At 63.3% G+C, this 22,791-nt stretch carries 22 protein-coding genes and 1 pseudogene; 11 read left to right on the forward strand and 12 right to left on the reverse strand.

The features are described from left to right. Window positions 1-245: 245 nt before the first annotated feature. The 4 genes from RR51_RS00395 to dadA form a co-directional block, all read right to left on the reverse strand. The gene (locus tag RR51_RS00395) at window positions 246-650 is read right to left on the reverse strand and encodes a c-type cytochrome (protein WP_038408395.1); all 405 of its coding nucleotides are present in this window, start codon (window positions 648-650) and stop codon (window positions 246-248) included. 154 nt (window positions 651-804) lie between these two features. Next, window positions 805-1,353, reverse strand: coding sequence for a cupin domain-containing protein (locus RR51_RS00400; protein WP_013974777.1), 549 nt, complete (start codon window positions 1,351-1,353; stop codon window positions 805-807). Between the two features lie 109 nt (window positions 1,354-1,462). Further along, window positions 1,463-2,536, reverse strand: coding sequence for an alanine racemase (gene alr, locus RR51_RS00405; protein WP_039612324.1), 1,074 nt, complete (start codon window positions 2,534-2,536; stop codon window positions 1,463-1,465). Between the two features lie 146 nt (window positions 2,537-2,682). Further along, window positions 2,683-3,987 (reverse strand): D-amino acid dehydrogenase, encoded by a 1,305-nt coding sequence (gene dadA / locus RR51_RS00410; protein WP_039612325.1) that lies wholly within the window; start codon window positions 3,985-3,987, stop codon window positions 2,683-2,685. A 156-nt stretch (window positions 3,988-4,143) separates the two neighbouring features. Between dadA and dadR the strand changes: the two genes are divergently transcribed. Beyond that, window positions 4,144-4,632, forward strand: coding sequence for a transcriptional regulator DadR (gene dadR, locus RR51_RS00415; RefSeq protein WP_003258963.1), 489 nt, complete (start codon window positions 4,144-4,146; stop codon window positions 4,630-4,632). Between the two features lie 2 nt (window positions 4,633-4,634). Here the strand turns inward: dadR and RR51_RS00420 are convergent, their stop codons facing one another. Beyond that, on the reverse strand, window positions 4,635-4,988 hold the full coding sequence (locus RR51_RS00420; protein WP_039612326.1) for a YkgJ family cysteine cluster protein: 354 nt from the start codon (window positions 4,986-4,988) through the stop codon (window positions 4,635-4,637). Between the two features lie 199 nt (window positions 4,989-5,187). Here RR51_RS00420 and RR51_RS00425 point away from each other — a divergent pair, with 199 nt between their 5' ends. Next, the gene (locus RR51_RS00425) at window positions 5,188-6,480 is read left to right on the forward strand and encodes an NAD(P)/FAD-dependent oxidoreductase (RefSeq protein WP_039612327.1); all 1,293 of its coding nucleotides are present in this window, start codon (window positions 5,188-5,190) and stop codon (window positions 6,478-6,480) included. Window positions 6,481-6,624: 144 nt separating this feature from the next. On the opposite strand, the gene RR51_RS00430 is transcribed toward RR51_RS00425, so the two are convergent. Beyond that, window positions 6,625-6,855: a DUF1127 domain-containing protein gene (locus RR51_RS00430; RefSeq protein WP_039612328.1), complete on the reverse strand. Its 231-nt coding sequence runs from the start codon at window positions 6,853-6,855 to the stop codon at window positions 6,625-6,627. A 178-nt stretch (window positions 6,856-7,033) separates the two neighbouring features. Between RR51_RS00430 and RR51_RS00435 the strand changes: the two genes are divergently transcribed. Further along, complete coding sequence (locus tag RR51_RS00435) at window positions 7,034-8,464, forward strand: aminotransferase-like domain-containing protein (RefSeq protein WP_161795730.1); 1,431 nt, start codon at window positions 7,034-7,036, stop codon at window positions 8,462-8,464. Window positions 8,465-8,524: 60 nt separating this feature from the next. Continuing rightward, the gene (locus RR51_RS00440) at window positions 8,525-10,081 is read left to right on the forward strand and encodes a phospholipase D family protein (protein WP_039612330.1); all 1,557 of its coding nucleotides are present in this window, start codon (window positions 8,525-8,527) and stop codon (window positions 10,079-10,081) included. 122 nt (window positions 10,082-10,203) lie between these two features. Here RR51_RS00440 and RR51_RS00445 read toward each other — a convergent pair whose 3' ends face one another. Both RR51_RS00445 and RR51_RS00450 read right to left on the reverse strand, forming a co-directional pair. Then, window positions 10,204-11,343: an MFS transporter gene (locus RR51_RS00445; RefSeq protein WP_039612331.1), complete on the reverse strand. Its 1,140-nt coding sequence runs from the start codon at window positions 11,341-11,343 to the stop codon at window positions 10,204-10,206. 130 nt (window positions 11,344-11,473) lie between these two features. After that, complete coding sequence (locus tag RR51_RS00450) at window positions 11,474-12,967, reverse strand: aldehyde dehydrogenase (RefSeq protein WP_039612332.1); 1,494 nt, start codon at window positions 12,965-12,967, stop codon at window positions 11,474-11,476. Between the two features lie 196 nt (window positions 12,968-13,163). Between RR51_RS00450 and RR51_RS00455 the strand changes: the two genes are divergently transcribed. Further along, on the forward strand, window positions 13,164-13,523 hold the full coding sequence (locus tag RR51_RS00455) for a cupin domain-containing protein (protein ID WP_003258971.1): 360 nt from the start codon (window positions 13,164-13,166) through the stop codon (window positions 13,521-13,523). A gap of 70 nt (window positions 13,524-13,593) precedes the next feature. Here the strand turns inward: RR51_RS00455 and rpmG are convergent, their stop codons facing one another. Together rpmG and rpmB are read right to left on the reverse strand one after the other, a co-directional pair. Continuing rightward, window positions 13,594-13,749: a 50S ribosomal protein L33 gene (gene rpmG, locus RR51_RS00460; RefSeq protein ID WP_003253507.1), complete on the reverse strand. Its 156-nt coding sequence runs from the start codon at window positions 13,747-13,749 to the stop codon at window positions 13,594-13,596. Between the two features lie 10 nt (window positions 13,750-13,759). Then, window positions 13,760-13,996, reverse strand: a complete 237-nt coding sequence (rpmB, locus tag RR51_RS28730) for a 50S ribosomal protein L28 (RefSeq protein ID WP_003258972.1) — start codon at window positions 13,994-13,996, stop codon at window positions 13,760-13,762. Window positions 13,997-14,357: 361 nt separating this feature from the next. On the opposite strand from rpmB, the gene RR51_RS00470 reads away from it, so the two are divergent. Then, window positions 14,358-15,965: an ABC transporter substrate-binding protein gene (locus RR51_RS00470; RefSeq protein ID WP_024087914.1), complete on the forward strand. Its 1,608-nt coding sequence runs from the start codon at window positions 14,358-14,360 to the stop codon at window positions 15,963-15,965. Window positions 15,966-16,093: 128 nt separating this feature from the next. Here RR51_RS00470 and radC read toward each other — a convergent pair whose 3' ends face one another. Then, a complete protein-coding gene (gene radC, locus RR51_RS00475; protein WP_039612333.1) occupies window positions 16,094-16,774 on the reverse strand; it encodes a RadC family protein in 681 nt (226 codons plus the stop codon). A gap of 128 nt (window positions 16,775-16,902) precedes the next feature. On the opposite strand from radC, the gene coaBC reads away from it, so the two are divergent. The 4 genes and pseudogenes from coaBC (at window position 16,903) to argB (ending at window position 21,023) form a co-directional block, all read left to right on the forward strand. Then, window positions 16,903-18,114: a bifunctional phosphopantothenoylcysteine decarboxylase/phosphopantothenate--cysteine ligase CoaBC gene (gene coaBC, locus RR51_RS00480; protein WP_039612334.1), complete on the forward strand. Its 1,212-nt coding sequence runs from the start codon at window positions 16,903-16,905 to the stop codon at window positions 18,112-18,114. Between the two features lie 5 nt (window positions 18,115-18,119). Beyond that, a complete protein-coding gene (dut, locus tag RR51_RS00485) occupies window positions 18,120-18,575 on the forward strand; it encodes a dUTP diphosphatase (RefSeq protein WP_015272329.1) in 456 nt (151 codons plus the stop codon). 144 nt (window positions 18,576-18,719) lie between these two features. Next, window positions 18,720-20,087: pseudogene (locus RR51_RS00490) on the forward strand (phosphomannomutase/phosphoglucomutase); the annotation flags it as partial. A 30-nt stretch (window positions 20,088-20,117) separates the two neighbouring features. After that, complete coding sequence (gene argB, locus RR51_RS00495) at window positions 20,118-21,023, forward strand: acetylglutamate kinase (RefSeq protein WP_003258198.1); 906 nt, start codon at window positions 20,118-20,120, stop codon at window positions 21,021-21,023. A gap of 175 nt (window positions 21,024-21,198) precedes the next feature. Here argB and pyrE read toward each other — a convergent pair whose 3' ends face one another. Further along, window positions 21,199-21,840: an orotate phosphoribosyltransferase gene (pyrE, locus tag RR51_RS00500; RefSeq protein WP_003253405.1), complete on the reverse strand. Its 642-nt coding sequence runs from the start codon at window positions 21,838-21,840 to the stop codon at window positions 21,199-21,201. Window positions 21,841-21,920: 80 nt separating this feature from the next. Here pyrE and RR51_RS00505 point away from each other — a divergent pair, with 80 nt between their 5' ends. After that, a complete protein-coding gene (locus RR51_RS00505; RefSeq protein WP_003253401.1) occupies window positions 21,921-22,700 on the forward strand; it encodes an exodeoxyribonuclease III in 780 nt (259 codons plus the stop codon). Window positions 22,701-22,791: the final 91 nt, after the last annotated feature.

Genomic DNA, 22,791 nt, shown 5'->3' on the forward strand with positions numbered 1-22,791 from the left:
GGGTTGGACATGGGCTTTGGTGGGTTGGTTGCCTGTGCCGGCCCTTTCGCGGCTAAAGCCGCTCCTACAGAGACCTCACTGCCCTTGAGTCCTGTGCTGCACCTGTGAGTTCCCATAGGGGCCCCACAATCCTTGAAGCCTGCACTGTACCTGTGGGAGCGGCTTTAGCCGCGAAAGGGCCGGTAAAGGCACCACAAAAACAAAGCCCGCCATCAACGGCGGGCTTCATGCAATTCAGCTGTTTCTCACAGCCCGGACATTTTCTTGATCGCCCCTTTCAGGTCGTCATCCGAGCAGTCCGCGCAGGTGCCTTTCGGTGGCATGGCGTTGATGCCGGTAATGGCCTTGGCCAGGATGCCGTCCAGGCCGCCCTGATGGTCGGCGCGTTCCTTCCACGCCGCGGTATCGCCAATCTTCGGTGCGCCGAGCAGGCCGGAGCCATGGCAGGCATTGCAGTGCTTGGCGATGATCTCGTCCGGCGTCTTGGCACCACCGCCACCTGCGGCGGCGGCCACTTCCATGCCTTTGCACTCCTGGCCCTGGACGCACACCTGGCCAACCGGCTCCAGGCGCTTGGCGATGTCATCATTGGTCGCAGCGGTTGCGCTCATTGCCCAGAGGGCGAATACGGCTGCTGGTACGGCCAGCATCTTCTTGATTTGGTTCACGCGAACACCCTCATGGTGGCTAATCACGCTCGCGGCCACGGATCGGCGAGCGTTGAAAAGTATAGCGGGAACCCAGAGGCCGTGAAACGACCCCACACGGGAAAGGGGTATTGCCGAATCAATGCACTGCGCTGGATCAAAAGTTTGAAGGCGTCGCCGCACTGATCAGCCGCGCCGGCCGGTCGAACGGGTTGCGAAAGCGGTGCGGGCGGGTGCTTTCGAAGTAGTAGCTGTCGCCCTCTTCAAGAATGAAGATCTCGTTGCCGACCACCAGCTCCAGGCGGCCTTCGAGCAGGATGCCGGTTTCTTCACCGTCATGGGTAAGCATTTCGGCGCCGGTGTCGGCACCCGGTGGATACACCTCGGTGAGAAAGGCGATGGCACGGTTGGGGTGCGACTTGCCGACCAGCTTCATGGTCACCGCACCGTCGGAGATATCGATTAGCTCATGAGCCTTGTAGACGATCTGCGTGGGGCTTTCAGGTTCCAGTTCGACCGAGAAGAACTCGACCATCGACATGGGAATGCCGCTCAGCACCTTGCGCAGCGAGCTGATCGACGGGCTCACGCTGTTCTTCTCGATCATCGAGATGGTGCTGTTGGTCACGCCGGCACGCTTGGCGAGTTCACGCTGGGACAGGCCCTTGAGCTTGCGGATGGCTTGCAGTCGTTCGCCGACGTCCAAAGCTGGAGCCTCCTGAAACGGTGGAAAGGGGGGTGGATGTGAACGATATCATGGCAATGCCGTTCAGTATTTACAACACACCGCCCCTCAACCTGTCCGCTTCAGCGTGTCATTCGCCGACGTAGTCCCGAGGTACCCGCTTCAGGTTGCAGAAAATCTGGTACGGAATGGTACCCGCGTGCGCAGCCACTTCACTGGCCAGCACATGCTTGCCCCACAGTTCGACGGGGCTGCCGACGGTGGCTTCCGGCACATCGGTCAGGTCGATGCTGAGCATGTCCATCGATACTCGGCCGATCAGTTGGGTGCGCTTGCCGGCGACCAGCACTGGGGTACCGTTGGGCGCCTGGCGCGGGTAGCCATCGGCATAGCCCATGGCAACCACACCAACGCGGGTTGGCCGTGGGCTGACGAACTTGGCGCCATAGCCCACCGGCTCGCCGGCAGGCAGTTCGCGCACGCTGATCACCCGCGATTGCAGGGTCATCACCGGTTGCAGGCGCTCGGCCTCGGCCTGGGCCACTTCGAACGGTGTGGCACCGTACAGCATCAGGCCCGGGCGCACCCAGTCGCTGGGGGCGTGCGGCCAGCCCAGTACACCGGGAGAGTTGCGCAGGCTGCACTCGGCGGCCAGGCCCTGGCGTGCGGCCTCGAACACGGCGATCTGCTGGGCGGTAGCGTCGGCATCCAGTTCGTCGGCGCGAGCGAAGTGGCTCATCAGCACGATGCGCGCGACCTTGCCGCTAGCCAGCAGGCGCTGGTAGGCCTCGTGGTAGTCCTTGGGGTGCAGGCCGACGCGGTGCATGCCGCTGTCGAGCTTGAGCCAGACGGTGAGCGGCTTGTGCAGCTGGGTCTTTTCGATCGCTTCCAGTTGCCACAGCGAGTGCACCACACACCACAGGTCGTGCTCGGCGATCAGAGCCAGTTCGCTGGCTTCGAAGAAACCTTCCAGCAGTAACACCGGGACCTTGATACCGGCGGCGCGCAGCTCCAGCGCTTCTTCGATGCAGGCCACGGCAAAGCCGTCGGCTTCGGCCTCCAGGGCCAGGGCACAGCGCACGGCGCCGTGGCCGTAGGCGTCGGCCTTGATCACGGCGAGGGCTTTGGCACCGGTCAGTTCACGGGCCAGACGGTAGTTGTGGCGCAGGGCCTGGAGGTCGATCAGGGCGCGGGCGGGACGCATGGCGGCTGCCTTATGGTGGTTCACAGGTTGAAAACGGTGTTGGGTTCTTCGCGGCTAAAGCCGCTCCCGCAGGGGACCGCACAATGCCCAAGCACATGCGATCCCTGTGGGAGCGGCTTTAGCCGCGAAGAGGCCGGTGCAGGCTATTACTGCTGGTGAGCCGGCGCAGTCTGCCCGTGCTTGGCCACTTCCGGGCTGTTGCCATAACGGGAAATGTCCAGGCCTTCGGCACTGATCTGCGGCTTCTTACGCGCAATCAGGTCGGCCAGCAGGCGACCGGAGCCGCACGCCATGGTCCAGCCCAAAGTACCGTGACCGGTGTTCAGGAACAGGTTGCGGAACGCCGTTGCACCGACGATCGGCGTGCCGTCCGGGGTCGCCGGGCGCAGGCCGGTCCAGAAGCTGGCCTGGCTCAGATCACCGCCGCGAGGATAAAGGTCGTTGACGATCATCTCCAGCGTTTCGCGCCGACGCGGGTTCAGCGACAGGTCAAAACCGGCAATTTCCGCCATGCCGCCGACGCGGATACGGTTGTCGAAACGGGTAATGGCGACCTTGTAGGTCTCGTCGAGAATGGTCGAGGTCGGGGCCATGTCGGCGTTGGTGATCGGCACGGTCAGCGAGTAGCCCTTCAGCGGGTACACCGGGGCCTTGATGCCCAGCGGCTTGAGCATCTGCGGCGAATAGCTGCCCAGCGCCAGCACGTAGCGGTCGGCGGTTTCCAGCTTGCCGTCGATCCACACGCCATTGATGCGGTCACCCGCGAAGTCCAGGCGCTGGATGTCCTGGCCGAAGCGGAACTCCACGCCCAGCTTCACGGCCATTTCGGCAAGCTTGGTGGTGAACAGCTGGCAGTCGCCAGTCTGGTCGTTTGGCAGGCGCAGGGCGCCGGCCAGGATGCCCTTGACGCCAGCCAGGGCCGGTTCGACGCGGGCAATGCCGTCGCGGTCGAGCAGCTCGTAAGGCACACCGGACTGCTCCAGCACGGCAATGTCCTTGGCCGCGGCATCCACCTGGGCCTGGGTACGGAACAGCTGGGTGGTGCCCAGGCTGCGGTTTTCGTAGGCGATGCCGGTTTCGGCGCGCAGTTCGTCGAGGCAGTCACGGCTGTACTCGGACAGGCGCACCATGCGCTCCTTGTTCACCGCGTAACGGCTGGCGGTGCAGTTGCGCAGCATCTGTGCCATCCACAGGTACTGGTCGACGTCGCCGGTGAGCTTGATGGCCAGGGGCGCGTGGCGCTCCAGCAGCCATTTGATGGCCTTCAGCGGCACGCCTGGGGCGGCCCAGGGCGAGGCATAGCCGGGCGAGATCTGGCCGGCGTTGGCAAAGCTGGTTTCCATGGCCACCGCCGGCTGGCGATCGACCACCGTTACTTCGAAACCTTGCCGGGCCAGATAGTAGGCACTGGCGGTTCCGATCACACCGCTACCAAGTACCAGAACTCGCATCGTTTTATCCCTCGCACGCGGCGCGCCGCAGACTTTTATTGAAATGGCATGAATGCGCGCAGTATAGGAATTTGAAGGCAGTGCAATTCACTATATAAAAGCCTATTATTGGCGAGAATTCTCGGCAAAATCGCCTTTCACGGAGGGGCATCCCCTATGAGAACCCAGCACCAGAGCAAGCGTGAACTGGACAAGATCGACCGTAACATCCTGCGTATCCTGCAGAATGACGGGCGTATTTCCTTCACCGAACTGGGCGAGAAAGTTGGGCTTTCCACCACCCCTTGCACCGAGCGGGTCCGCCGCCTGGAGCGCGAGGGCATCATCATGGGCTACAACGCCCGCCTTAACCCGCAGCACCTCAAGGGCAGCCTGCTGGTGTTCGTGGAAATCAGCCTGGACTACAAATCGGGCGACACCTTCGAGGAGTTCCGCCGCGCGGTGCTGAAACTGCCCCACGTGCTGGAATGCCATCTGGTTTCAGGCGACTTCGACTACCTGGTGAAGGCGCGTATTTCCGAGATGGCCTCTTACCGCAAGCTGCTAGGCGACATCCTGCTGAAGCTGCCGCACGTGCGCGAATCGAAGAGCTACATCGTGATGGAAGAGGTGAAGGAGAGCCTTTGCCTGCCGATCCCGGACTGAAGTCAGACCAGCACTTGGCGGGTGGTGGCAATGAACTGGTGGACCAGCTGCTCGGCAGCGGGCTCGATCATCTGTTCAGGGCCACGGCCACGCGGGCAGGCCAGGCGCGGGGTGGTGCCGAACAGGCGGCAGATCATCGGGCGCTCTTCATACACCGTGCAGCCGTTGGGGCCCAGGTGCACACAGTCCAGGTGCTCCAGGGCGGCGTCCTGCTCGGCCTGGGACTTGCGCGGCAGGCGGGCCATTTCTTCCGCCGAAGTGGTGACCGGGCCGCAGCAGTCGTGGCAGCCGGGCTCACACTCGAAGGAAGGGATGAGTTCGCGCAGGAAGTGGATCTTGTGGCGGTTGCAGGACATGGCCGGGTACAAGTCTGAGAACTGAGGTTGAATTATAAGGCCAATCGCCGGCAAGCCGGCTCCCACAGGGACACCGTCGGTCTCAAGTGCCACGCGGACCCTGTGGAAGCTGGCTTGCCGGCGATGAGGCCGGTTGCCCCTCCCCGAAGCCCCGGCTTATCCTCCTCCCCCTCAGCCCACCAGCCTCAGGACCTGCCCAATGATCCACAGCGCGCAGCACGCCGTCTCCTACTACGCCGCCAGCAGCGCGCCACACCCCGACCACTCCTTCCTGCAAGGCGAGCACAGCGCCGACGTGTGTATCGTTGGCGGCGGCTACTCGGGCCTGAACACCGCCATCGAACTGGCCGAGCGCGGCTTTTCGGTCATCCTGCTGGAGGCGCGCAAGCTCGGTTGGGGCGCCAGTGGGCGCAATGGTGGGCAACTGATCCGTGGCGTCGGCCACGGCCTGGAGCAATTCCTCCCGATCATCGGCGAGGAAGGCGTGCGCAGCCTGAAACTGATGGGCCTGGAAGCGGTGCAGATCGTCCGCGAGCGCGTCGAAAGGCATGCCATCGCCTGCGACCTGACCTGGGGCTACTGCGACCTGGCCAACAAACCTGCCGAGCTGCTGGGCTTTGCCGAGGATGCTGAAGAACTGCGCAGCCTTGGCTACGCACATGAACTGCGCCTGGTCGGCAAGGACGATATCCACAGCGTGGTCGGTGCCGACTGTTATGTCGGCGGGCTGGTCGACATGGGTTCCGGGCACCTGCACCCGCTCAACCTGGCCCTGGGTGAAGCCGCCGTGGCCAGCCGCCTGGGCGTGAAGCTGTTCGAGCAGTCCGAGGTCACACACATCGATTACGGCCCGGAAGTACAGGTGCACACCGCCCAAGGCCGGGTACGCGCCAGAACCCTGGTGCTGTGCTGCAACGCCTACCATAATGACCTCAACCGCGAGTTGGGCGGCAAGGTGCTGCCAGCCGGCAGCTACATCATCGCCACCGAGCCACTGGGCGAAGAACGTGCCCGTTCGCTGCTACCGCAGAACATGGCGGTATGTGACCAGCGTGTGGCACTGGACTACTACCGCCTGTCCGCCGACCAGCGCCTGTTGTTCGGCGGTGCCTGCCACTATTCGGGCCGCGACCCGAAGGACATCGCCGCCTACATGCGGCCGAAAATGCTCAAGGTATTCCCGCAACTGGCCGACGTGCGCATCGACTACCAGTGGGGCGGCATGATCGGCATCGGCGCCAACCGCCTGCCGCAGGTTGGCCGCCTGGCAAGCCAGCCGAACGTGTATTACGCCCAGGCCTACTCCGGCCATGGGCTCAACGCCACCCACCTGGCTGCACGCCTGCTCGGCGAGGCCATCAGCGGCCAGGAAAGCGGGCGTTTCGACCTATTTGCCAAGGTGCCACACATCACCTTCCCCGGCGGCCAGCACCTGCGCTCGCCGCTGCTGGCGTTGGGGATGCTGTGGCATCGCCTGAAAGAGCTGATCTGAAAGCCGCGCACTGCCCCTTGTGGGAGCGGCCTTGTGTCGCGAAAGGGCTGCGAAGCAGCCCCGGCAATTCATGCAGTGATGCAAATATCCTGGGGCCGCTGTGCGGCCCTTTCGCGACACAAGGCCGCTCCCACAACGATCGCATCAGTCCTTCCAGAAGGGCTTACGCCCCTCGGTCCGGGCCTGCTCCCAGCTCAGCCCGATATCGCGCAACTCGTCATCAGTCAACTGCAACAGCGCCCTGCGGGTGTGCCAGCGATGCAGCATCAGCCCCCAACGCCCCAACCCTTCCGGCGCGTTGAACACCTTGGCTTGCTGCCCGGCTTCCAGTTCCTTGGCCAACAGTTGCAAGCGCACATCGCTCATGCCACCCATCACCGCATCCTCTCGTTCAGTTGATACTGTGGAGAAAGCATGCGCGTCGACAGCACCGGCAATACAGATCCAATACAGCCTTATTATTCCCATACAGAATTGGCCGCAGGCCGACTGAATGCTGTATTTTCAGCGCAACTGTACCGGTCGCCACGCTATTGCAGCGCAGGAGTATGCCGTGACCCTTTACCTGAACCTCGCCGAACTGCTCGGTGCCCGTATCGAACAGGGCCTCTACCGCCCCGGCCAGCGCCTGCCGTCAGTGCGCGCCCTGAGTGTGGAGCACGGGGTCAGCCTGAGCACCGTGCAGCAGGCCTACCGCATGCTGGAAGACAGCGGCATGGTCTCGCCCCGGCCCAAGTCCGGCTACTTCGTCAACGACCACCGCCACCTGCCGGCCCTGCCCGCCGTCAGCCGCCCGGCCCAGCGCCCGGTGGACATCTCGCAATGGGAGCAGGTGCTCGAGCTGGTGCGCAGTACCCCACGCCAGGGCGTGATTCAACTCGGTCGCGGCATGCCCGACATCGACAGCCCCACCCTCAAGCCACTGCTGCGCAGCCTTGCCCAACTGAGCCGGCGGCAGGACATGCCCGGGCTGTACTACGACAACATCCACGGCAACATGGCCCTGCGCGAACAGGTGGCCCGGCTGATGCTCGACTCCGGCTGCCGCCTTGGCCCGGCCGACCTGGTGATTACCACTGGCTGCCATGAGGCGCTGTCCTGCAGCATTCGAGCGGTATGCGAGCCGGGCGATATCGTCGCGGTCGACTCCCCCAGCTTCCACGGCGCCATGCAAACCCTCAAGGGCCTGGGCATGAAAGCCCTGGAAATCCCCACAGACCCGGTTACCGGCATCAGCCTGGAGGCGCTGGAGCTGGCATTGGAGCAGTGGCCAATCAAGCTCATCCAGATCACCCCCAGCTGCAACAACCCTCTCGGCTACATCATGCCCGAGGCTCGCAAGAAGGCACTGCTGAGCCTGGCCCAGCGCTACGATGTGGCCATCCTGGAAGATGATGTATACGGCGACCTGGCCTACACCTACCCGCGCCCACGCACCGTCAAGTCGTTTGACGACGACGGCCGCGTGTTGCTCTGCAGCTCTTTCTCAAAGACCCTCGCCCCCGGCCTGCGGGTTGGTTGGGTGGCGCCCGGTCGTTACCTGGAGCGGGTGCTGCACATGAAATACATCAGCACTGGAAGCACGGCCAGCCAGCCACAGTTGGCCATTGCCGACTTCATCGCCGGTGGGCACTACCAGCCCCACGTACGGCGCATGCGCAGCCAGTACCAGCGTGGCCGCGATCTGATGAGCGACTGGGTGACCCGCTACTTCCCGACGGGCACCCGGGTCAGTCGACCGCAAGGTGGCTTCATGCTGTGGGTGGAATTACCCGAACATTTCGATACGCTGCGCCTGAACCGGGCTTTACTGGAGCAGGACGTGCAGGTTGCCGTGGGCAGTATTTTCTCGGCCTCGGGCAAGTTCCGCCACTGCCTGCGCATGAACTTCGCCGCACGGCCCACGCCGCAGATCGAAGCTGCCGTGCGCAGGGTTGGTGAAACCGCCCTTCGTCTACTGGAAGAAGAAAGCGCCGGCGCGTAACTTTGCGCCGCCCGCCACGGTCCAACCATTTAAGCCTTTGCTGCACAGGACGATCCACCCTTGAGACTCCAGCGAGCCCTGCCTCTGCTGCTGGTGCTACTGCTTGGTCTTGCCGGCTGTGCCAGCGTCGGCACGCCCCGCGAAACCAGCCAGGCGTTACCCGCCAACGACTCGGCCTTCGGCCGCTCGGTACTGCGCCAGGCCGCGCCGTACGACGGCCGCTCGGGCTTTCGCCTGCTGCCCAACAGCAACGAGGCGTTCCGCGCCCGTGCCGAACTGATCCGCAACGCCCAGGCGAGCATCGACCTGCAGTACTACATCGTCCACGATGGCCTCAGCACTCGTGCACTGGTTCATGAACTGCTGCGCGCCGCCGACCGTGGCGTGCGTGTGCGCATCCTGCTCGACGACACCACCAGCGATGGCCTGGACGTCATCATGGGCACCCTCGATGCCCACCCGAACATCCAGATACGGGTGTTCAACCCGCTACACCTGGGCCGCAGCACCGGCGTGACGCGCGCGGTGGGCCGCCTGTTCAACCTGTCGCGCCAGCATCGGCGCATGCACAACAAACTGTTCCTGGTGGATAACAGCATGGCCATCGTCGGCGGGCGCAACCTGGGCGATGAGTATTTCGATGCCGAACCCAACCTCAACTTCACCGACATCGACTTGCTGGGTGTCGGCCCGGTGGCCGAACAGCTCGGTCACAGTTTCGACCAATACTGGAACAGCGCCCTGAGCCGGCCGATTACCGACTTCCTTTGGCACGACCCGGATGCCAGCGACCTGCGCGCCAGCCGCCACCGCCTGGAAGTGTCACTGGCCGAAGCCAGGACCCAGCGCAAAGCCCTGTATGACCGCTTGATGGCCTACCAGTCGCAGCCACGCCTGGATGTTTGGCGCAACGAGCTGATCTGGGCCCATGCCCAGGCGCTGTGGGATGCGCCGAGCAAGGTGCTGGCCGATGACGAACCGGACCCGCAACTACTGCTGACCCAGCAACTGGCTCCTGACTTGAGCAAGGTGCAACGCGAGCTGATCCTGGTATCGGCGTACTTCGTGCCCGGCGAGTCCGGCCTGCTGTACCTCACCCACAGCGCCGACGCGGGTATCTCGGTCAAGCTGCTGACCAACTCGCTGGAGGCCACCGACGTGCCGGCAGTGCATGGCGGCTATGCACCATACCGGCGGGCACTGCTGGAGCATGGCGTACAACTGTATGAGCTGCGCCGCCAACCCGGTGACCCCAGCGCCCGGCACAGCTTGAGCTTCCATGGCAGTTCGGACTCGAGCCTGCACAGCAAGGCGATCGTGTTCGACCGGCGCAAGACCTTCATCGGCTCGTTCAACTTCGACCCACGTTCGGTGTTGTGGAATACCGAGGTCGGGGTGCTGGTGGACAGCCCGGAGCTGGCCGAGTACACCCGCGCACTGGCGGTACAGGGCATGGCCCCGGCCTTGAGCTACCAGCCGACGCTGGTGGGTAACCAGATGGTGTGGGTGACCGAAGAAAATGGCAGGCGACGCATGCTCACGTCCGAGCCGGGCGGGATTTGGCGGCGGTTCAATGCCTGGATCAGCAAGGCGGTTGGCCTGGAGAAGATGTTGTAGCGGCGATTTTGGGGCTGCTTTGCAGCCCATCGCGACACAAGGCCGTTCCTACATGGGATCGCGTATCTCCTGTAGGAGCGGCCTTGCGCCGCGATGGGCCGCAAAGCGGCCCCAAAAAACAATCAGGCAGAAGCCGGCTCAAACGCTCCGCGCCGCCGGGTCAACACCACCAACCCCGCAGCCCCCGCCGCCATCAGCAACGGCAATGCATGCCCGCTGATCCACTGGCTCCCTGCCCCAGCCAGCAACGGCCCGAGCAGGCAGCCGATACCCCACAGCTGCGCCACATGGGCGTTGGCCCGCACCAGCGCATCATCCCGGTAGCGCTCACCAATCAGCACCAGCGACAAGGTGAACAAGCCCCCCGCACTGGCCCCGAACAGCACCCACAGCGGCCAGATCGCTGGTGTATGCAGCAGCACCGGGATCGCCAGGCTGGATACCAGAAGAGTCACCGCACAGCCAGTGAACAGAGCGCGCCGCGACATATGATCGGCCAGCGCACCGATGGGCAGCTGCAGCACCGCGTCGCCCACCACCACGGTACTGACCATGAAAAGGGCGATTTCGGTGCTGAAGCCCTGTTGCAGGCAATACACCGGCAACAAGGTCAGGATCATCGCCTCGAACGAGGCAAACAGGGCAATGGCCCAGGCGATCACCGGCAAGCGCCGGCAGAAGGCGAACAGGTCGCCGAAGGTGACGCTGCAGGCCTCTGTGCTGGGTGCCCCGCCACGGCCCAGGAGAATCAGCGGCGCCACCAGCAGCAGGCCGGTAGCGGCCCAGAAGCCGAAATCGTCATCCGAGCCGAGAAAGCCCAGCACCAGCGGCCCGGCGAGCTGGCTGAGAGCATAGCTGCTGCCGTACAACGCCACCAGGCGGCCGCGCCATTGCTCGACCACCAGCTGATTGATCCAGCTTTCGCCGAGGATGAACACCACGGTCAGCGACATACCGATCAGCAACCGCAGCAGCAGCCACAGCGGGTAACTGGGCAGCAGTGCGACCAGGCCAATCGACAGCGCCCCGCCCCACAGGCACAGGCGCATGGCCGAGGGCACACCGACCCAGCCGGCCAGGCGACTGGCCAGACTGGCACCTACCAGCACGCCCAGCGCCGGCATCGCGGCCATTACACCGATGGCGAAGCTGCCGTAGCCCCAGGCCTCCAGCCGCAGGGATACCAGCGGCATGCTCACGCCGAGTGCCAGCCCGACGCTTAGCACCGATGCCAGTACGGCGAAGTAGGTACCCCAACGCATCCTTGACCTCTTGAGTTCTTGGGGCTGCTTTGCAGCCCATTCGCGGCACAAGGCCGCTCCTACAGGGAAACGCATACCCCTGTAGGAGCGGCCTTGTGCCGCGAATGGGCCGCGAAGCGGCCCCACGGGATTACAGCTTGATCCAGGTCGCCTTCAGCTCGGTGTACTTCTCCAGCGCATGCAGCGACTTGTCACGGCCGTTGCCCGACTGCTTGAAGCCACCGAACGGCGCGGTCATGTCGCCGCCGTCGTACTGGTTGACCCAGACGCTGCCAGCGCGCACGGCGCGGGCGGTCTTGTGGGCCTTGGAGATGTCCGAGGTCCAGATGCCAGCGGCCAGGCCATACGGCGTGTCGTTGGCAATGGCGATGGCTTCTTCGGCGGTATCGAAGGCGATCACCGACAGCACCGGGCCGAAGATTTCTTCCTGGGCGATCTTCATGGCGTTGGTCACGCCGTCGAAGATGGTCGGCTCGACATAAGTGCCACCGGTTTCTTCCAGGGTGCGCTTGCCGCCGGCCAGCAGCTTGGCGCCGTCCTTGTGGCCAGCCTCGATGTACGACAGCACGGTGTTCATCTGCTGGGTGTCGACCAGGGCACCGACAGTGGTCTGTGGGTCCAGCGGGTTGCCTGGCTTCCAGCCTTTCAGGGCCTCGACCACCATCGGCAGGAACTTGTCCTTGATCGAACGCTCGACCAGCAGGCGCGAGCCGGCGGTGCACACTTCGCCCTGGTTGAAGGCGATGGCGCTGGCGGCAGCTTCGGCGGCAGCTTGCAGGTCCGGAGCGTCAGCGAAGACGATGTTCGGGCTCTTGCCGCCGGCTTCCAGCCAGATGCGCTTCATGTTCGATTCGCCCGCGTAAACCATCAGCTGCTTGGCGATCTTGGTCGAACCGGTGAATACCAGGGTGTCGACGTCCATGTGCAGGGCCAGGGCCTTGCCCACGGTGTGGCCGTAGCCTGGCAGCACGTTCAGCACGCCAGCCGGGATACCGGCTTCGATGGCCAGCTGGGCGATGCGAATGGCCGTCAGCGGCGACTTTTCGGACGGCTTGAGCACTACCGAGTTACCGGTGGCCAGGGCCGGGCCGAGCTTCCAGCAGGCCATCAGCAGCGGGAAGTTCCACGGTACGATGGCACCGACCACACCCACCGCTTCGCGGGTGACGAGGCCGAGCTGGTCATGCGGGGTCGGGGCGACTTCGTCGTAGACCTTGTCGATGGCTTCGGCAGTCCAGTGGATGGCATTGGCCGCGCCAGGTACGTCGATGCTGGAGGAGTCGCCGATCGGCTTGCCCATGTCCAGGGTTTCCAGCAGCGCCAGCTCTTCGACGTTCTTGCGCAGCAGGTCGGCGAAGCGGATCAGCTTGGCCTTGCGCTTGGCCGGGGCCAGCTGCGACCACACGCCGGAATTGAAGGTGGCACGGGCGTTTTCCACAGCGCGATTGGCATCAGCCAGATCGCAGCTGGCAACCTTGGCCAGGAAGCGTCCGTCGACCGGGCTCAGGCACTCGAAGGTTTCACCGGATGCGGCATCGGTGTATTCGCCGTTGATGAAGGCACGGCCTTCGATCTTCAGTTGCTGGGCACGTTGTTCCCAGTCCGCACGAGTCAGGGTGGTCATACGAAACTCCTCCTCTTGTTTAGGTGCAACGCCGCACTGAGGACTCACAGGCGTTGTCAGAATTCTGCCCCAGCGTCGAGGGCATTTTGGCTACCGACACCCTAAACCAGCCGGTGTAAACTATCAATATATTTGACACGAAAGGCTCAAAAGCCTACTCATGTGCATTTTATTAAACAACAACAGGAGCCGAACCATGAGTATCGACAGCATAATCGACTTCGCGCAGGTCATTACCGAGGCCGAACGCTACCGTCCGGCGGCGGAAAAAATCCTCAAGGGCGAGCCCGACCAGGCGGTCTACAACCATTATTCCAGCCCGTGCGGGCAGTTTGCCGCGGGCGTGTGGGAAGGCGAGGTCGGGCAGTGGACGGTGAACTACACGGAGCATGAGTACTGCGAGATCGTCCAGGGCGTCTCGGTGCTGCGTGACCAGGATGGCGGAGCCAAGACCCTGCGTGCCGGTGACCGGTTTGTCATCCCGGCTGGCTTCAAGGGCACCTGGGAGGTGCTGGAGCCTTGCCGCAAGATCTATGTGATGTTCGAGCAGAAATGATCTGAGGCCCGAACAGGCATAAAAAAACCCGCATCCTTTCGGAGGCGGGTTTTTTCAGGTCGCCGAACAATTACTTGATCTTGGCTTCCTTGTACACCACGTGCTTGCGAACAACCGGATCGTATTTCTTGATCTCGATTTTGTCCGGAGTGGTGCGCTTGTTCTTGTCGGTGGTGTAGAAGTGGCCAGTGCCAGCACTCGAAACCAGACGGATCAATTCACGCATGACGTTCTCCTTAGAACTTTTCGCCGCGAGCGCGCAGCTCGGCCAGCACTACGTCGATACCACGCTTGTCAATAACGCGCATGCCTTTGGCAGATACGCGCAGACGCACGAAACGCTTCTCGGATTCAACCCAGAAACGGTGGTGCTGCAGGTTCGGCAGGAAACGACGACGGGTTTTGTTGTTTGCGTGGGAAATGTTGTTCCCGGTTACTGGACCCTTACCAGTAACTTGACAGACTCTCGACATGACTCAGCCCTCTAAAACCACATGCCCAACCCGGCATGGGTTGGCCGCTTAATCTCTCAGTCTTTGGCGCCTGGGCGCCGTGATTCTGGAGGTCTTATCGGCCGCATTCGCTGATGCGACAGGCCGAGCCCCTAGAAAAGAGCGCTGCTTTATACCAGAAAGACTCGGCCGCAACAACATTAGATGAATATTGACACGAGCCCCGACGCGCCGGGCCAGCATAGCGGCAGGCCCCGCCAGCCGTCGACCGCTCGTCGCCAATTTTGTAAAAAAGGGTGTGGTCATTTCCCGACGGGCACACTAGGGTAGGCCTTTTCCAGACTGCACTGGCAGATGGGCCACTGACAGCCAAGGAGCCACTATGCGTGCCGCCGCCCTTTCCTTATTGTTCAACTCCTTGTTCGCCGCAGGCGCCCTGATCGCCGCCAGCGTTGCCCAGGCCGCCCCGCTGAGCGTCTGCAGCGAGGCCAGCCCCGAAGGCTTCGACGTGGTGCAGTACAACTCACTGACCACCACCAACGCCACAGCCGATGTGCTGATGAACCGCCTGGTGGAGTTCGACGCGGCGCAAGGCAAGGTGGTGCCGAGCCTGGCGGCCAGCTGGACGGTATCGGCCGACGGCCTGATCTACGACTTCACCCTGCGCGATGATGTGAACTTCCACACTACCGCCTACTTCAAGCCAAGCCGCCCACTGAACGCCGACGATGTGCTGTTCAGCTTCCAGCGCATGCTCTACCCCGCCCATGCCTGGCACAAGACCGCGCCGGGCGGCTACCCGCATGCCCAGTCGCTGCAACTAGGCAGCCTGATCAAGGCGATCGAGGCACCCGCGCCAAACACCGTGCGCTTCACCCTCAACCACCCGGACGCCACGTTCCTGGCCACGTTGAGCATGGGCTTCGCATCGATCTACTCCGCCGAGTACGCGGACAAACTTCTCAAGGCCGGCACGCCGGAGAAGCTCAACAGCCAGCCGATCGGCACCGGGCCGTTCATCTTCCAGCGCTTCCAGAAGGACGCCGTAGTACGCTATCGCGCCAACCCTGACTACTTCGCCGGCAAGCCGGCGGTCGACCCGCTGATCTTCGCCATCACCACCGATGCCAACGTGCGCCTGCAGAAGCTCAAGCGCGGCGAGTGCCAGGTCGCGTTGTCGCCCAAGCCGCTGGACATTGCCGAAGCTGGCAAGGACGGCAACCTCAAGGTGGCCACCACCCCAGCGTTCATGACCGCCTTCGTCGCCATCAACAGCCAGCACCCGCCGCTGGACAAGCCGGAGGTGCGCCAGGCCATCAACCTGGCCTTCGACAAGCAGGCCTACCTCAAGGCCGTGTTCGAAGACTCCGCGGTGGCCGCCAACGGCCCCTACCCGCCCAATACCTGGAGCTACGCCAAGGACCTGCCCGGCTACCCGCTGGACCTGAAGAAAGCCAAGGCCCTGCTGACCAAGGCCGGCCTGGCCGAGGGCTTCAGCACCACGATCTGGACCCGCCCGTCGGGCAGCCTGCTCAATCCCAACCCCAGCCTCGGTGCGCAGATGCTGCAGGCCGACCTGGCCAAGATCGGCATCAAGGCAGAGATCCGCGTGATCGAGTGGGGCGAGCTGATCCGCCGCGCCAAGGCGGGCGAGCATGACCTGCTGTTCATGGGCTGGGCGGGCGACAACGGCGACCCGGACAACTTCCTCAGCCCGCAGTTTTCCTGCGCCGCGGTGAAGTCGGGGACCAACTTCGCACGCTTCTGCGACAGCCGCCTGGACCAGTTGATCAGCGCCGGGCGCACCACCAACGACCAGAGTGTGCGCAGCCGGCTTTACCAGCAGGCGCAAACCTTGATTCAGCAACAGGCGCTGTGGGTGCCGCTGGCGCACCCGACGGCGGCGGCCCTGCTGCGCCAAGGGGTCGAGGGGTATCAGGTGAGCCCGTTCGGGCGGTTGGATTTCAGCAAGGTGTCTGTGAACAAGTAAGCCTGCACCGGCCTCTTCGCGGGTAAACCCGCTCCCACAGGGACCGCGCCAACTTTCAACATGGCGCTATCCCTGTGGGTTTACCCGCGAAAGGGCCGGTACTGGCAGCACAAAGCTCCAGTTTTCCATCAGGCCACAATCCACCCATGCTCGACCATCGACAGCGGCTCCCCGTCACCGATGATGATGTGATCCAGCACCCGCACATCGATCAACGCCAGCCCCCGCTTCAACGACAGGGTCAAATGCACATCGTCCTGGCTGGGCTCACTGTTGCCCGAGGGGTGGTTGTGGCACAGGATCAAGGCCGCTGCGTTATGCAGCAATGCCCGCCGCACCACTTCCCGCGGGTAGACGCTGGCCCGATCTATCGTGCCTCGGAAGAGGATTTCAAACGCCAACGGCCTGTGCTTGGTATCGAGAAAGAGGCACCCGAACACCTCGCTGACTTCATGTCGCAGCATCGCTTTCAAATAGCGCCTCACCGTTGCCGGGCTGTCCATCGCGGATTCACGCTCAATCGAAGTTGCAAGGTGCCTGCGCCCGATCTCCAGCAGCGCCTGCAGCTGGCTGTACCTCACCGGGCCCAACCCAAGCTCGCCGACGAAGGCCTCTCGGTCGGCCTCCAGCAACTGGCGCAACCCCCCGAACTTCACGAGCAGACCTCGCGCCAGCTCCACGACATTGCGCCCTCGCACACCTGAACCGAGAAATACAGCCAGCAATTCCGCGTCCGTCAGGCTTCCGGCCCCACGCTGCAGCAACTTCTCCCTCGGCCGCTCTTCAGCCGGCCACTCCCTGATATTCATCCCGCTCCTCTGCCCTTGCTGCGGCCCATTTCGGCCCTGTGTTAATCTATTTCGCCTCGTACATGCGACGTTCCGCCGCAGGCATTTTCAAACGTCGTCGCCCGCTCTCACTGGAAAAAGGCAAGCCTATGCAGCGGCTGTATCGCAAGCGCATCGTTCTCGGCGTGGGTGGTGGCATTGCCGCCTACAAAAGCGCCGAACTGATTCGCCGACTCCTGGAGCACGGCGCGCAGGTGCGCGTCGTCATGACCCGTGGTGGTGCAGAGTTCATCACCCCGCTAACCCTGCAAGCGCTGTCGGGCCACCCGGTGCACATGGACCTGCTCGACCCTGCCGCCGAAGCGGCCATGGGCCACATCGAACTGGCCAAGTGGGCCGACCTGGTGCTGATCGCCCCGGCCACCGCCGACCTCATGGCGCGCATGGCCCAAGGCATGGCCGACGACCTGCTGACCACCTTGGTACTGGCTACCGATGCCACTGTCGCCGTGGCCCCGGCCATGAACCAGGCCATGTGGCGCGACCCGGCCACCCAGACCAACCTCGAACTGCTCAAGAGCCGGGGCATCCAGGTGTTCGGCCCAGCGTCCGGCAGCCAGGCCTGTGGCGACGTCGGCCTGGGCCGCATGCTCGAAGCCACCGACCTGGCCTGGTGTGCCGCGGAAAGCTTCAAGCGCCAGGCACTGACCGGCAAGCACGTGCTGATCACTGCCGGCCCGACCCAGGAAAACATCGACCCGGTGCGCTACATCACCAATCATAGCTCCGGCAAGATGGGCTTCGCCTTGGCTGAAGCGGCCGCCGAAGCCGGGGCTCGGGTCACCCTCGTCACTGGCCCGGTGCACCTGCCGACCCCCGACCGGGTCAGCCGTATCGACGTGGTCAGCGCGCGGGACATGCTCGCGGCCTGTGAAGCGGCCATGCCGTGCGACCTGTTCATCGCCTCTGCGGCGGTTGCGGACTACCGCCCGGAAGTCGTTGCCACGCAAAAATTGAAGAAAGATCCTACGACCGGCGACGGCATGCTGCTGCAGATGGTGCGCAATCCCGATATCCTTGCCACCATCGCTGGCCGCACCGACCGCCCGTTCAGCGTCGGTTTCGCCGCCGAGACCGAGCACTTGCTCGATTACGCCACGCGCAAGCTCAAGGACAAGAACCTCGACCTGATCGTCGCCAATGATGTGGCCAACCCCAGCATCGGCTTCAACAGCGAGGAGAACGCCTTGACCGTGATCGACCGCCAGCAGCACCAGACCCTCTTCGCGCAGACCAGCAAGGGCAAGATTGCCCGGCAACTGGTCGCCTTCATCGCCGAACGACTCAATCAGGTTCAATAAGTTACATGCACGCTCTTCAAGCCAAGATCCTCGACCCACGCCTGGGCACCGAATTCCCCCTGCCGCAGTACGCCACCCCCGGCTCCGCCGGCCTGGACCTGCGCGCCCTGCTCAAGGAAGACACCGTCCTCGAGCCAGGCCAGACCCTGCTGATCCCCACCGGCCTGTCGATCTACATCGGCGACCCTGGCCTGGCGGCGGTGATCTTGCCGCGCTCGGGCCTGGGCCATAAGCACGGCATCGTGCTTGGCAACCTGGTCGGGCTGATCGACTCGGACTACCAGGGCGAGTTGATGGTGTCGTGCTGGAACCGCGGCAACACACCGTTCACCATCGCCGTTGGCGAGCGCATTGCCCAGCTGGTGCTGGTACCGGTGGTACAGGCCCATTTCGACATCGTCGAAGCGTTCGATGAAAGCCAGCGCGGCGCTGGCGGCTTCGGCCATTCCGGCAGCCACTGAGCCGAGAAATGACCGTTCAGGCCAAGGATGGCGAACTCTCTGGCGAAACCACCGTCCAAGCGTTCAGTTTGCGCCTGCCCAGAAAGCCTTTGACTAATGGAGCTTCCAGAGATGAACGACATGGCCCACCTGGTCCCCGCCGCACTGCCAGACAGCATTTTCCGCGCGTATGACATTCGCGGCGTGGTCGGCAAAACCCTTCACGCCGAAACCGCCTACTGGATCGGCCGCGCCATCGGCGCGCAGAGCCTGGCCCAGGGCGAACCGCAGGTTTCGGTCGGCCGCGATGGCCGCCTGTCCGGCCCGATGCTGGTCGAACAGCTGATCAAGGGCCTGGTCGATGCCGGCTGCCAGGTCAGCGACGTCGGTCTGGTGCCCACCCCCGCCCTGTATTACGCAGCCAACGTGCTGGCCGGCAAGTCCGGCGTGATGCTGACCGGTAGCCACAACCCGTCGGACTACAACGGCTTCAAGATCGTCATCGCTGGCGATACCCTGGCCAACGAACAGATCCAGGCCCTGCTGACCCGCCTGAAAACCAACGACCTGACCCGCGCCAAAGGCCGAGTGGAAAAGGTCGAGATCCTTGACCGCTACTTCCAGCAGATCGTCGAGGACGTGAAGCTGGCCAAGAAGCTCAAGGTGGTCGTGGACTGCGGCAACGGTGCCGCCGGCGTGGTCGCGCCGCAACTGATCGAAGCCCTGGGCTGCGAAGTGATCCCGCTGTTCTGCGAAGTCGACGGCAACTTCCCCAACCACCACCCGGACCCGGGCAAGCCGGAGAACCTCGAAGACCTGATCGCCAAGGTCAAGGAAACCGGCGCCGACATCGGCCTGGCCTTCGACGGTGACGGCGACCGCGTCGGCGTGGTGACCAACACCGGCAGCATCGTCTACCCCGACCGCCTGCTGATGCTGTTTGCCCAGGACGTACTGTCGCGCAACCCGGGTGCCGAGATCATTTTCGACGTCAAATGCACCCGTCGCCTGACCCCGCTGATCGAGCAGCACGGCGGCCGCGCACTGATGTGGAAGACCGGCCACTCACTGATCAAGAAGAAGATGAAACAGACCGGCTCGCTGCTGGCCGGCGAGATGAGCGGTCACATCTTCATCAAGGAACGCTGGTACGGTTTCGACGACGGCATCTACAGCGCCGCGCGCCTGCTGGAGATCCTCAGCAAGGCCGGGGAGAGTGCCGAAAACCTGTTCGCCGCGTTCCCAAACGATATTTCCACGCCGGAAATCAATATTGATGTGACCGACGAGGGTAAATTCAGCATCATTGATGCACTGCAACGCGACGCCGACTGGGGCGAAGCCAACCTGACCACCATCGACGGTGTGCGGGTGGACTACGCCCACGGCTGGGGCCTGGTTCGCGCCTCCAACACCACCCCGGTGCTGGTGCTGCGCTTCGAGGCTGACAGCAACGCCGAATTGCAACGTATCAAGGATGTTTTCCGTACCCAGTTGCTGCGGGTTGAGCCTGAGCTGCAACTGCCGTTCTGACCGACTATCTGTTCCTTACAGGAGCCCTGCATGACCCTCGATCGCGATGCCGCTTCCCATGTAGCCGAGGTTTTGTCCGAAGCACTGCCTTACATCCGCCGCTTTGTCGGCAAGACCCTGGTGATCAAGTACGGCGGCAACGCGATGGAGAGCGAGGAGCTCAAGACCGGCTTCGCCCGTGACATCGTGCTGATGAAGGCTGTGGGCATCAACCCGGTGGTGGTCCACGGTGGTGGCCCGCAGATCGGCGACCTGCTCAAGCGCCTGTCGATCGAAAGCCACTTCATCGACGGCATGCGCGTCACCGACTCGGCGACCATGGACGTGGTGGAGATGGTGCTGGGTGGCCAGGTCAACAAGGACATCGTCAACCTGATCAACCGCCACGGCGGCAGCGCCATCGGCCTGACCGGCAAGGACGCGGAGCTGATCCGCGCCCGCAAGCTGACCGTCAGCCGCCAGACGCCCGAGATGACCACCCCGGAAATCATCGACATCGGCCACGTGGGCGAAGTGGTGAGTGTGAACACCGACCTGCTGAACATGCTGGTGAAGGGCGACTTCATCCCGGTGATCGCGCCGATCGGCGTGGGTGCCAACGGTGAGTCGTACAACATCAATGCCGACCTGGTGGCGGGCAAGGTAGCCGAGGCACTGAAGGCCGAGAAGCTGATGCTGCTGACCAACATTGCCGGCCTGATGGACAAGCAGGGCGAGGTACTGACCGGCCTGACCACCGAGCAGGTCAATGAACTGATCGCCGACGGCACCATCTACGGCGGCATGCTGCCGAAGATCAAGTGCGCGCTGGATGCCGTGCAGGGCGGTGTGAATAGCTCCCACATCATCGACGGCCGCGTGCCGAACGCGGTGCTGCTGGAGATCTTCACCGACAGCGGCGTGGGTACCCTGATTACCAACCGCAAGCAGCGCTGATCGTTAACCTGTCCCGGCCTCTTCGCGGGTAAACCCGCTCCCACAGGTACAGCACCGCCTTTGAGGGCTGTGGAGATCCTGTGGGAGCGGGTTTACCCGCGAAGAGGCCGGAACAGGCGACACAAAAAAAGGCGACCTTCACAAGAAGGTCGCCTTTTTCATTTCCAGGCCCGGATCAGATACCGTACTGCGCCCGGTAAGCCTCGACCGCCGGCAGATGCTGCTTCAGCTGTGGATCATCGGCCAGGAACTCCAGCACCTGGGTCAGCGAAACGATGCTGACCACCGGAATACCGAAGTCGCGTTCCACTTCCTGGATCGCCGACAGCTCGCCATTGCCACGCTCTTCGCGGTTCAGCGCGATCAGCACGCCAGCGGCCTTGGCCTGCTGGGCATTGATGATTTGCATGACCTCACGAATGGCGGTACCGGCGGTGATCACGTCGTCGATGATCAGCACGTCACCGGCCAGCGGTGCACCGACAAGGCTGCCACCTTCACCGTGGTCCTTGGCTTCCTTGCGGTTGAAGCACCATGGCACATCGAGCTGATGCTGATCGGCAAGGGCCACGGCAGTTGTCGCTGCCAGCGGGATGCCCTTGTAGGCCGGGCCGAACAGCACATCGAACGGGATCTTGCTGTCGACGATGGCTGCGGCATAGCAACGGCCCAGTTCGGCCAGGGCGGAACCGGTGTTGAACAGGCCGGCATTGAAGAAATACGGGCTGGTACGCCCCGATTTCAGGGTGAATTCACCGAAACGCAGTACCCCGCGATCGATGGCAAAACGGATGAAGTCGCGCTGATACGGCTGCATGGATAGTCCCGGACACCACGGATTTAGCTAAATGGGTTGAGCTCGGGTATCATACACGCACGAGATTTTTGGGGCCATTTATGCGGATCATCAGTGTGAACGTAAATGGCATTCAGGCTGCGGCCGAGCGTGGTTTGCTCAGCTGGCTGCAAGCCCAGAATGCCGACGTCATCTGCCTTCAGGATACCCGCGCCTCGGCCTTTGAACTCGATGACCCAGCTTTCCAGCTCGATGGCTATTTCCTTTATGCCTGCGACGCGGAGGTGCCTGCCCAAGGTGGTGTGGCCCTGTATTCGCGCATGCAGCCCAAGGCAGTCATCACCGGCCTGGGCTTCGAGACAGCCGACCGCTACGGGCGTTACCTGCAAGCAGATTTCGACAAAGTCAGTATTGCCAGCCTGCTGCTGCCTTCGGGTATGAACGGCGACGAAGACTTGAACCAGAAGTTCAAGTTGATGGACGACTTCGCCAAGTACCTGGACAAACAGCGTCGCAAGCGTCGCGAATACATCTACTGCGGCTCGTTCTACGTGGCGCAGCAGAAGCTCGACATCAAGAACTGGCGTGACAGCCAGCAGTCGCCGGGTTTCCTGGCGCCGGAGCGTGCCTGGATGGATGCGATCACCGGCGAGATGGGTTACGTCGACGCCCTGCGCGAAGTCAGCCGTGAAGGCGACCAGTACAGCTGGTGGCCGGACAACGAGCAGGCCGAGATGCTCAATCTGGGCTACCGGTTCGACTACCAGATCCTCACCCCGGGCCTGCGCCGCTTCGTGCGCAATGCCCGCCTGCCGCGTCAGCCGCGCTTCTCCCAGCATGCGCCGCTGATTGTCGACTATGACTGGACGTTGACCATCTGAAGGCATGGGGCCGCTTTGCGGCCCTATCGCGACACAAGGCCGCTCCTACAGGGGAATGCATATCCCTTGTAGGAGCGGCCTTGTGTCGCGA

Origin of the sequence: Pseudomonas sp. C5pp (assembly GCF_000814065.1) — a bacterium.
Taxonomy (GTDB): domain Bacteria; phylum Pseudomonadota; class Gammaproteobacteria; order Pseudomonadales; family Pseudomonadaceae; genus Aquipseudomonas; species Aquipseudomonas asiatica.

Coding starts and splice junctions, on each gene's coding strand:
- RR51_RS00395 (WP_038408395.1), bottom strand. CDS start 650: ATGCTGGCCGTACCAGCAGCCGTATTCGCCCTCTGGGCAATGAGCGCA.
- alr (WP_039612324.1), bottom strand. CDS start 2,536: ATGCGTCCCGCCCGCGCCCTGATCGACCTCCAGGCCCTGCGCCACAAC.
- dadA (WP_039612325.1), bottom strand. CDS start 3,987: ATGCGAGTTCTGGTACTTGGTAGCGGTGTGATCGGAACCGCCAGTGCC.
- dadR (WP_003258963.1), top strand. CDS start 4,144: ATGAGAACCCAGCACCAGAGCAAGCGTGAACTGGACAAGATCGACCGT.
- RR51_RS00420 (WP_039612326.1), bottom strand. CDS start 4,988: ATGTCCTGCAACCGCCACAAGATCCACTTCCTGCGCGAACTCATCCCT.
- RR51_RS00425 (WP_039612327.1), top strand. CDS start 5,188: ATGATCCACAGCGCGCAGCACGCCGTCTCCTACTACGCCGCCAGCAGC.
- RR51_RS00430 (WP_039612328.1), bottom strand. CDS start 6,855: ATGGGTGGCATGAGCGATGTGCGCTTGCAACTGTTGGCCAAGGAACTG.
- RR51_RS00445 (WP_039612331.1), bottom strand. CDS start 11,343: ATGCGTTGGGGTACCTACTTCGCCGTACTGGCATCGGTGCTAAGCGTC.
- RR51_RS00450 (WP_039612332.1), bottom strand. CDS start 12,967: ATGACCACCCTGACTCGTGCGGACTGGGAACAACGTGCCCAGCAACTG.
- RR51_RS00455 (WP_003258971.1), top strand. CDS start 13,164: ATGAGTATCGACAGCATAATCGACTTCGCGCAGGTCATTACCGAGGCC.
- rpmG (WP_003253507.1), bottom strand. CDS start 13,749: ATGCGTGAATTGATCCGTCTGGTTTCGAGTGCTGGCACTGGCCACTTC.
- rpmB (WP_003258972.1), bottom strand. CDS start 13,996: ATGTCGAGAGTCTGTCAAGTTACTGGTAAGGGTCCAGTAACCGGGAAC.
- RR51_RS00470 (WP_024087914.1), top strand. CDS start 14,358: ATGCGTGCCGCCGCCCTTTCCTTATTGTTCAACTCCTTGTTCGCCGCA.
- radC (WP_039612333.1), bottom strand. CDS start 16,774: ATGAATATCAGGGAGTGGCCGGCTGAAGAGCGGCCGAGGGAGAAGTTG.
- coaBC (WP_039612334.1), top strand. CDS start 16,903: ATGCAGCGGCTGTATCGCAAGCGCATCGTTCTCGGCGTGGGTGGTGGC.
- dut (WP_015272329.1), top strand. CDS start 18,120: ATGCACGCTCTTCAAGCCAAGATCCTCGACCCACGCCTGGGCACCGAA.
- argB (WP_003258198.1), top strand. CDS start 20,118: ATGACCCTCGATCGCGATGCCGCTTCCCATGTAGCCGAGGTTTTGTCC.
- pyrE (WP_003253405.1), bottom strand. CDS start 21,840: ATGCAGCCGTATCAGCGCGACTTCATCCGTTTTGCCATCGATCGCGGG.
- RR51_RS00505 (WP_003253401.1), top strand. CDS start 21,921: ATGCGGATCATCAGTGTGAACGTAAATGGCATTCAGGCTGCGGCCGAG.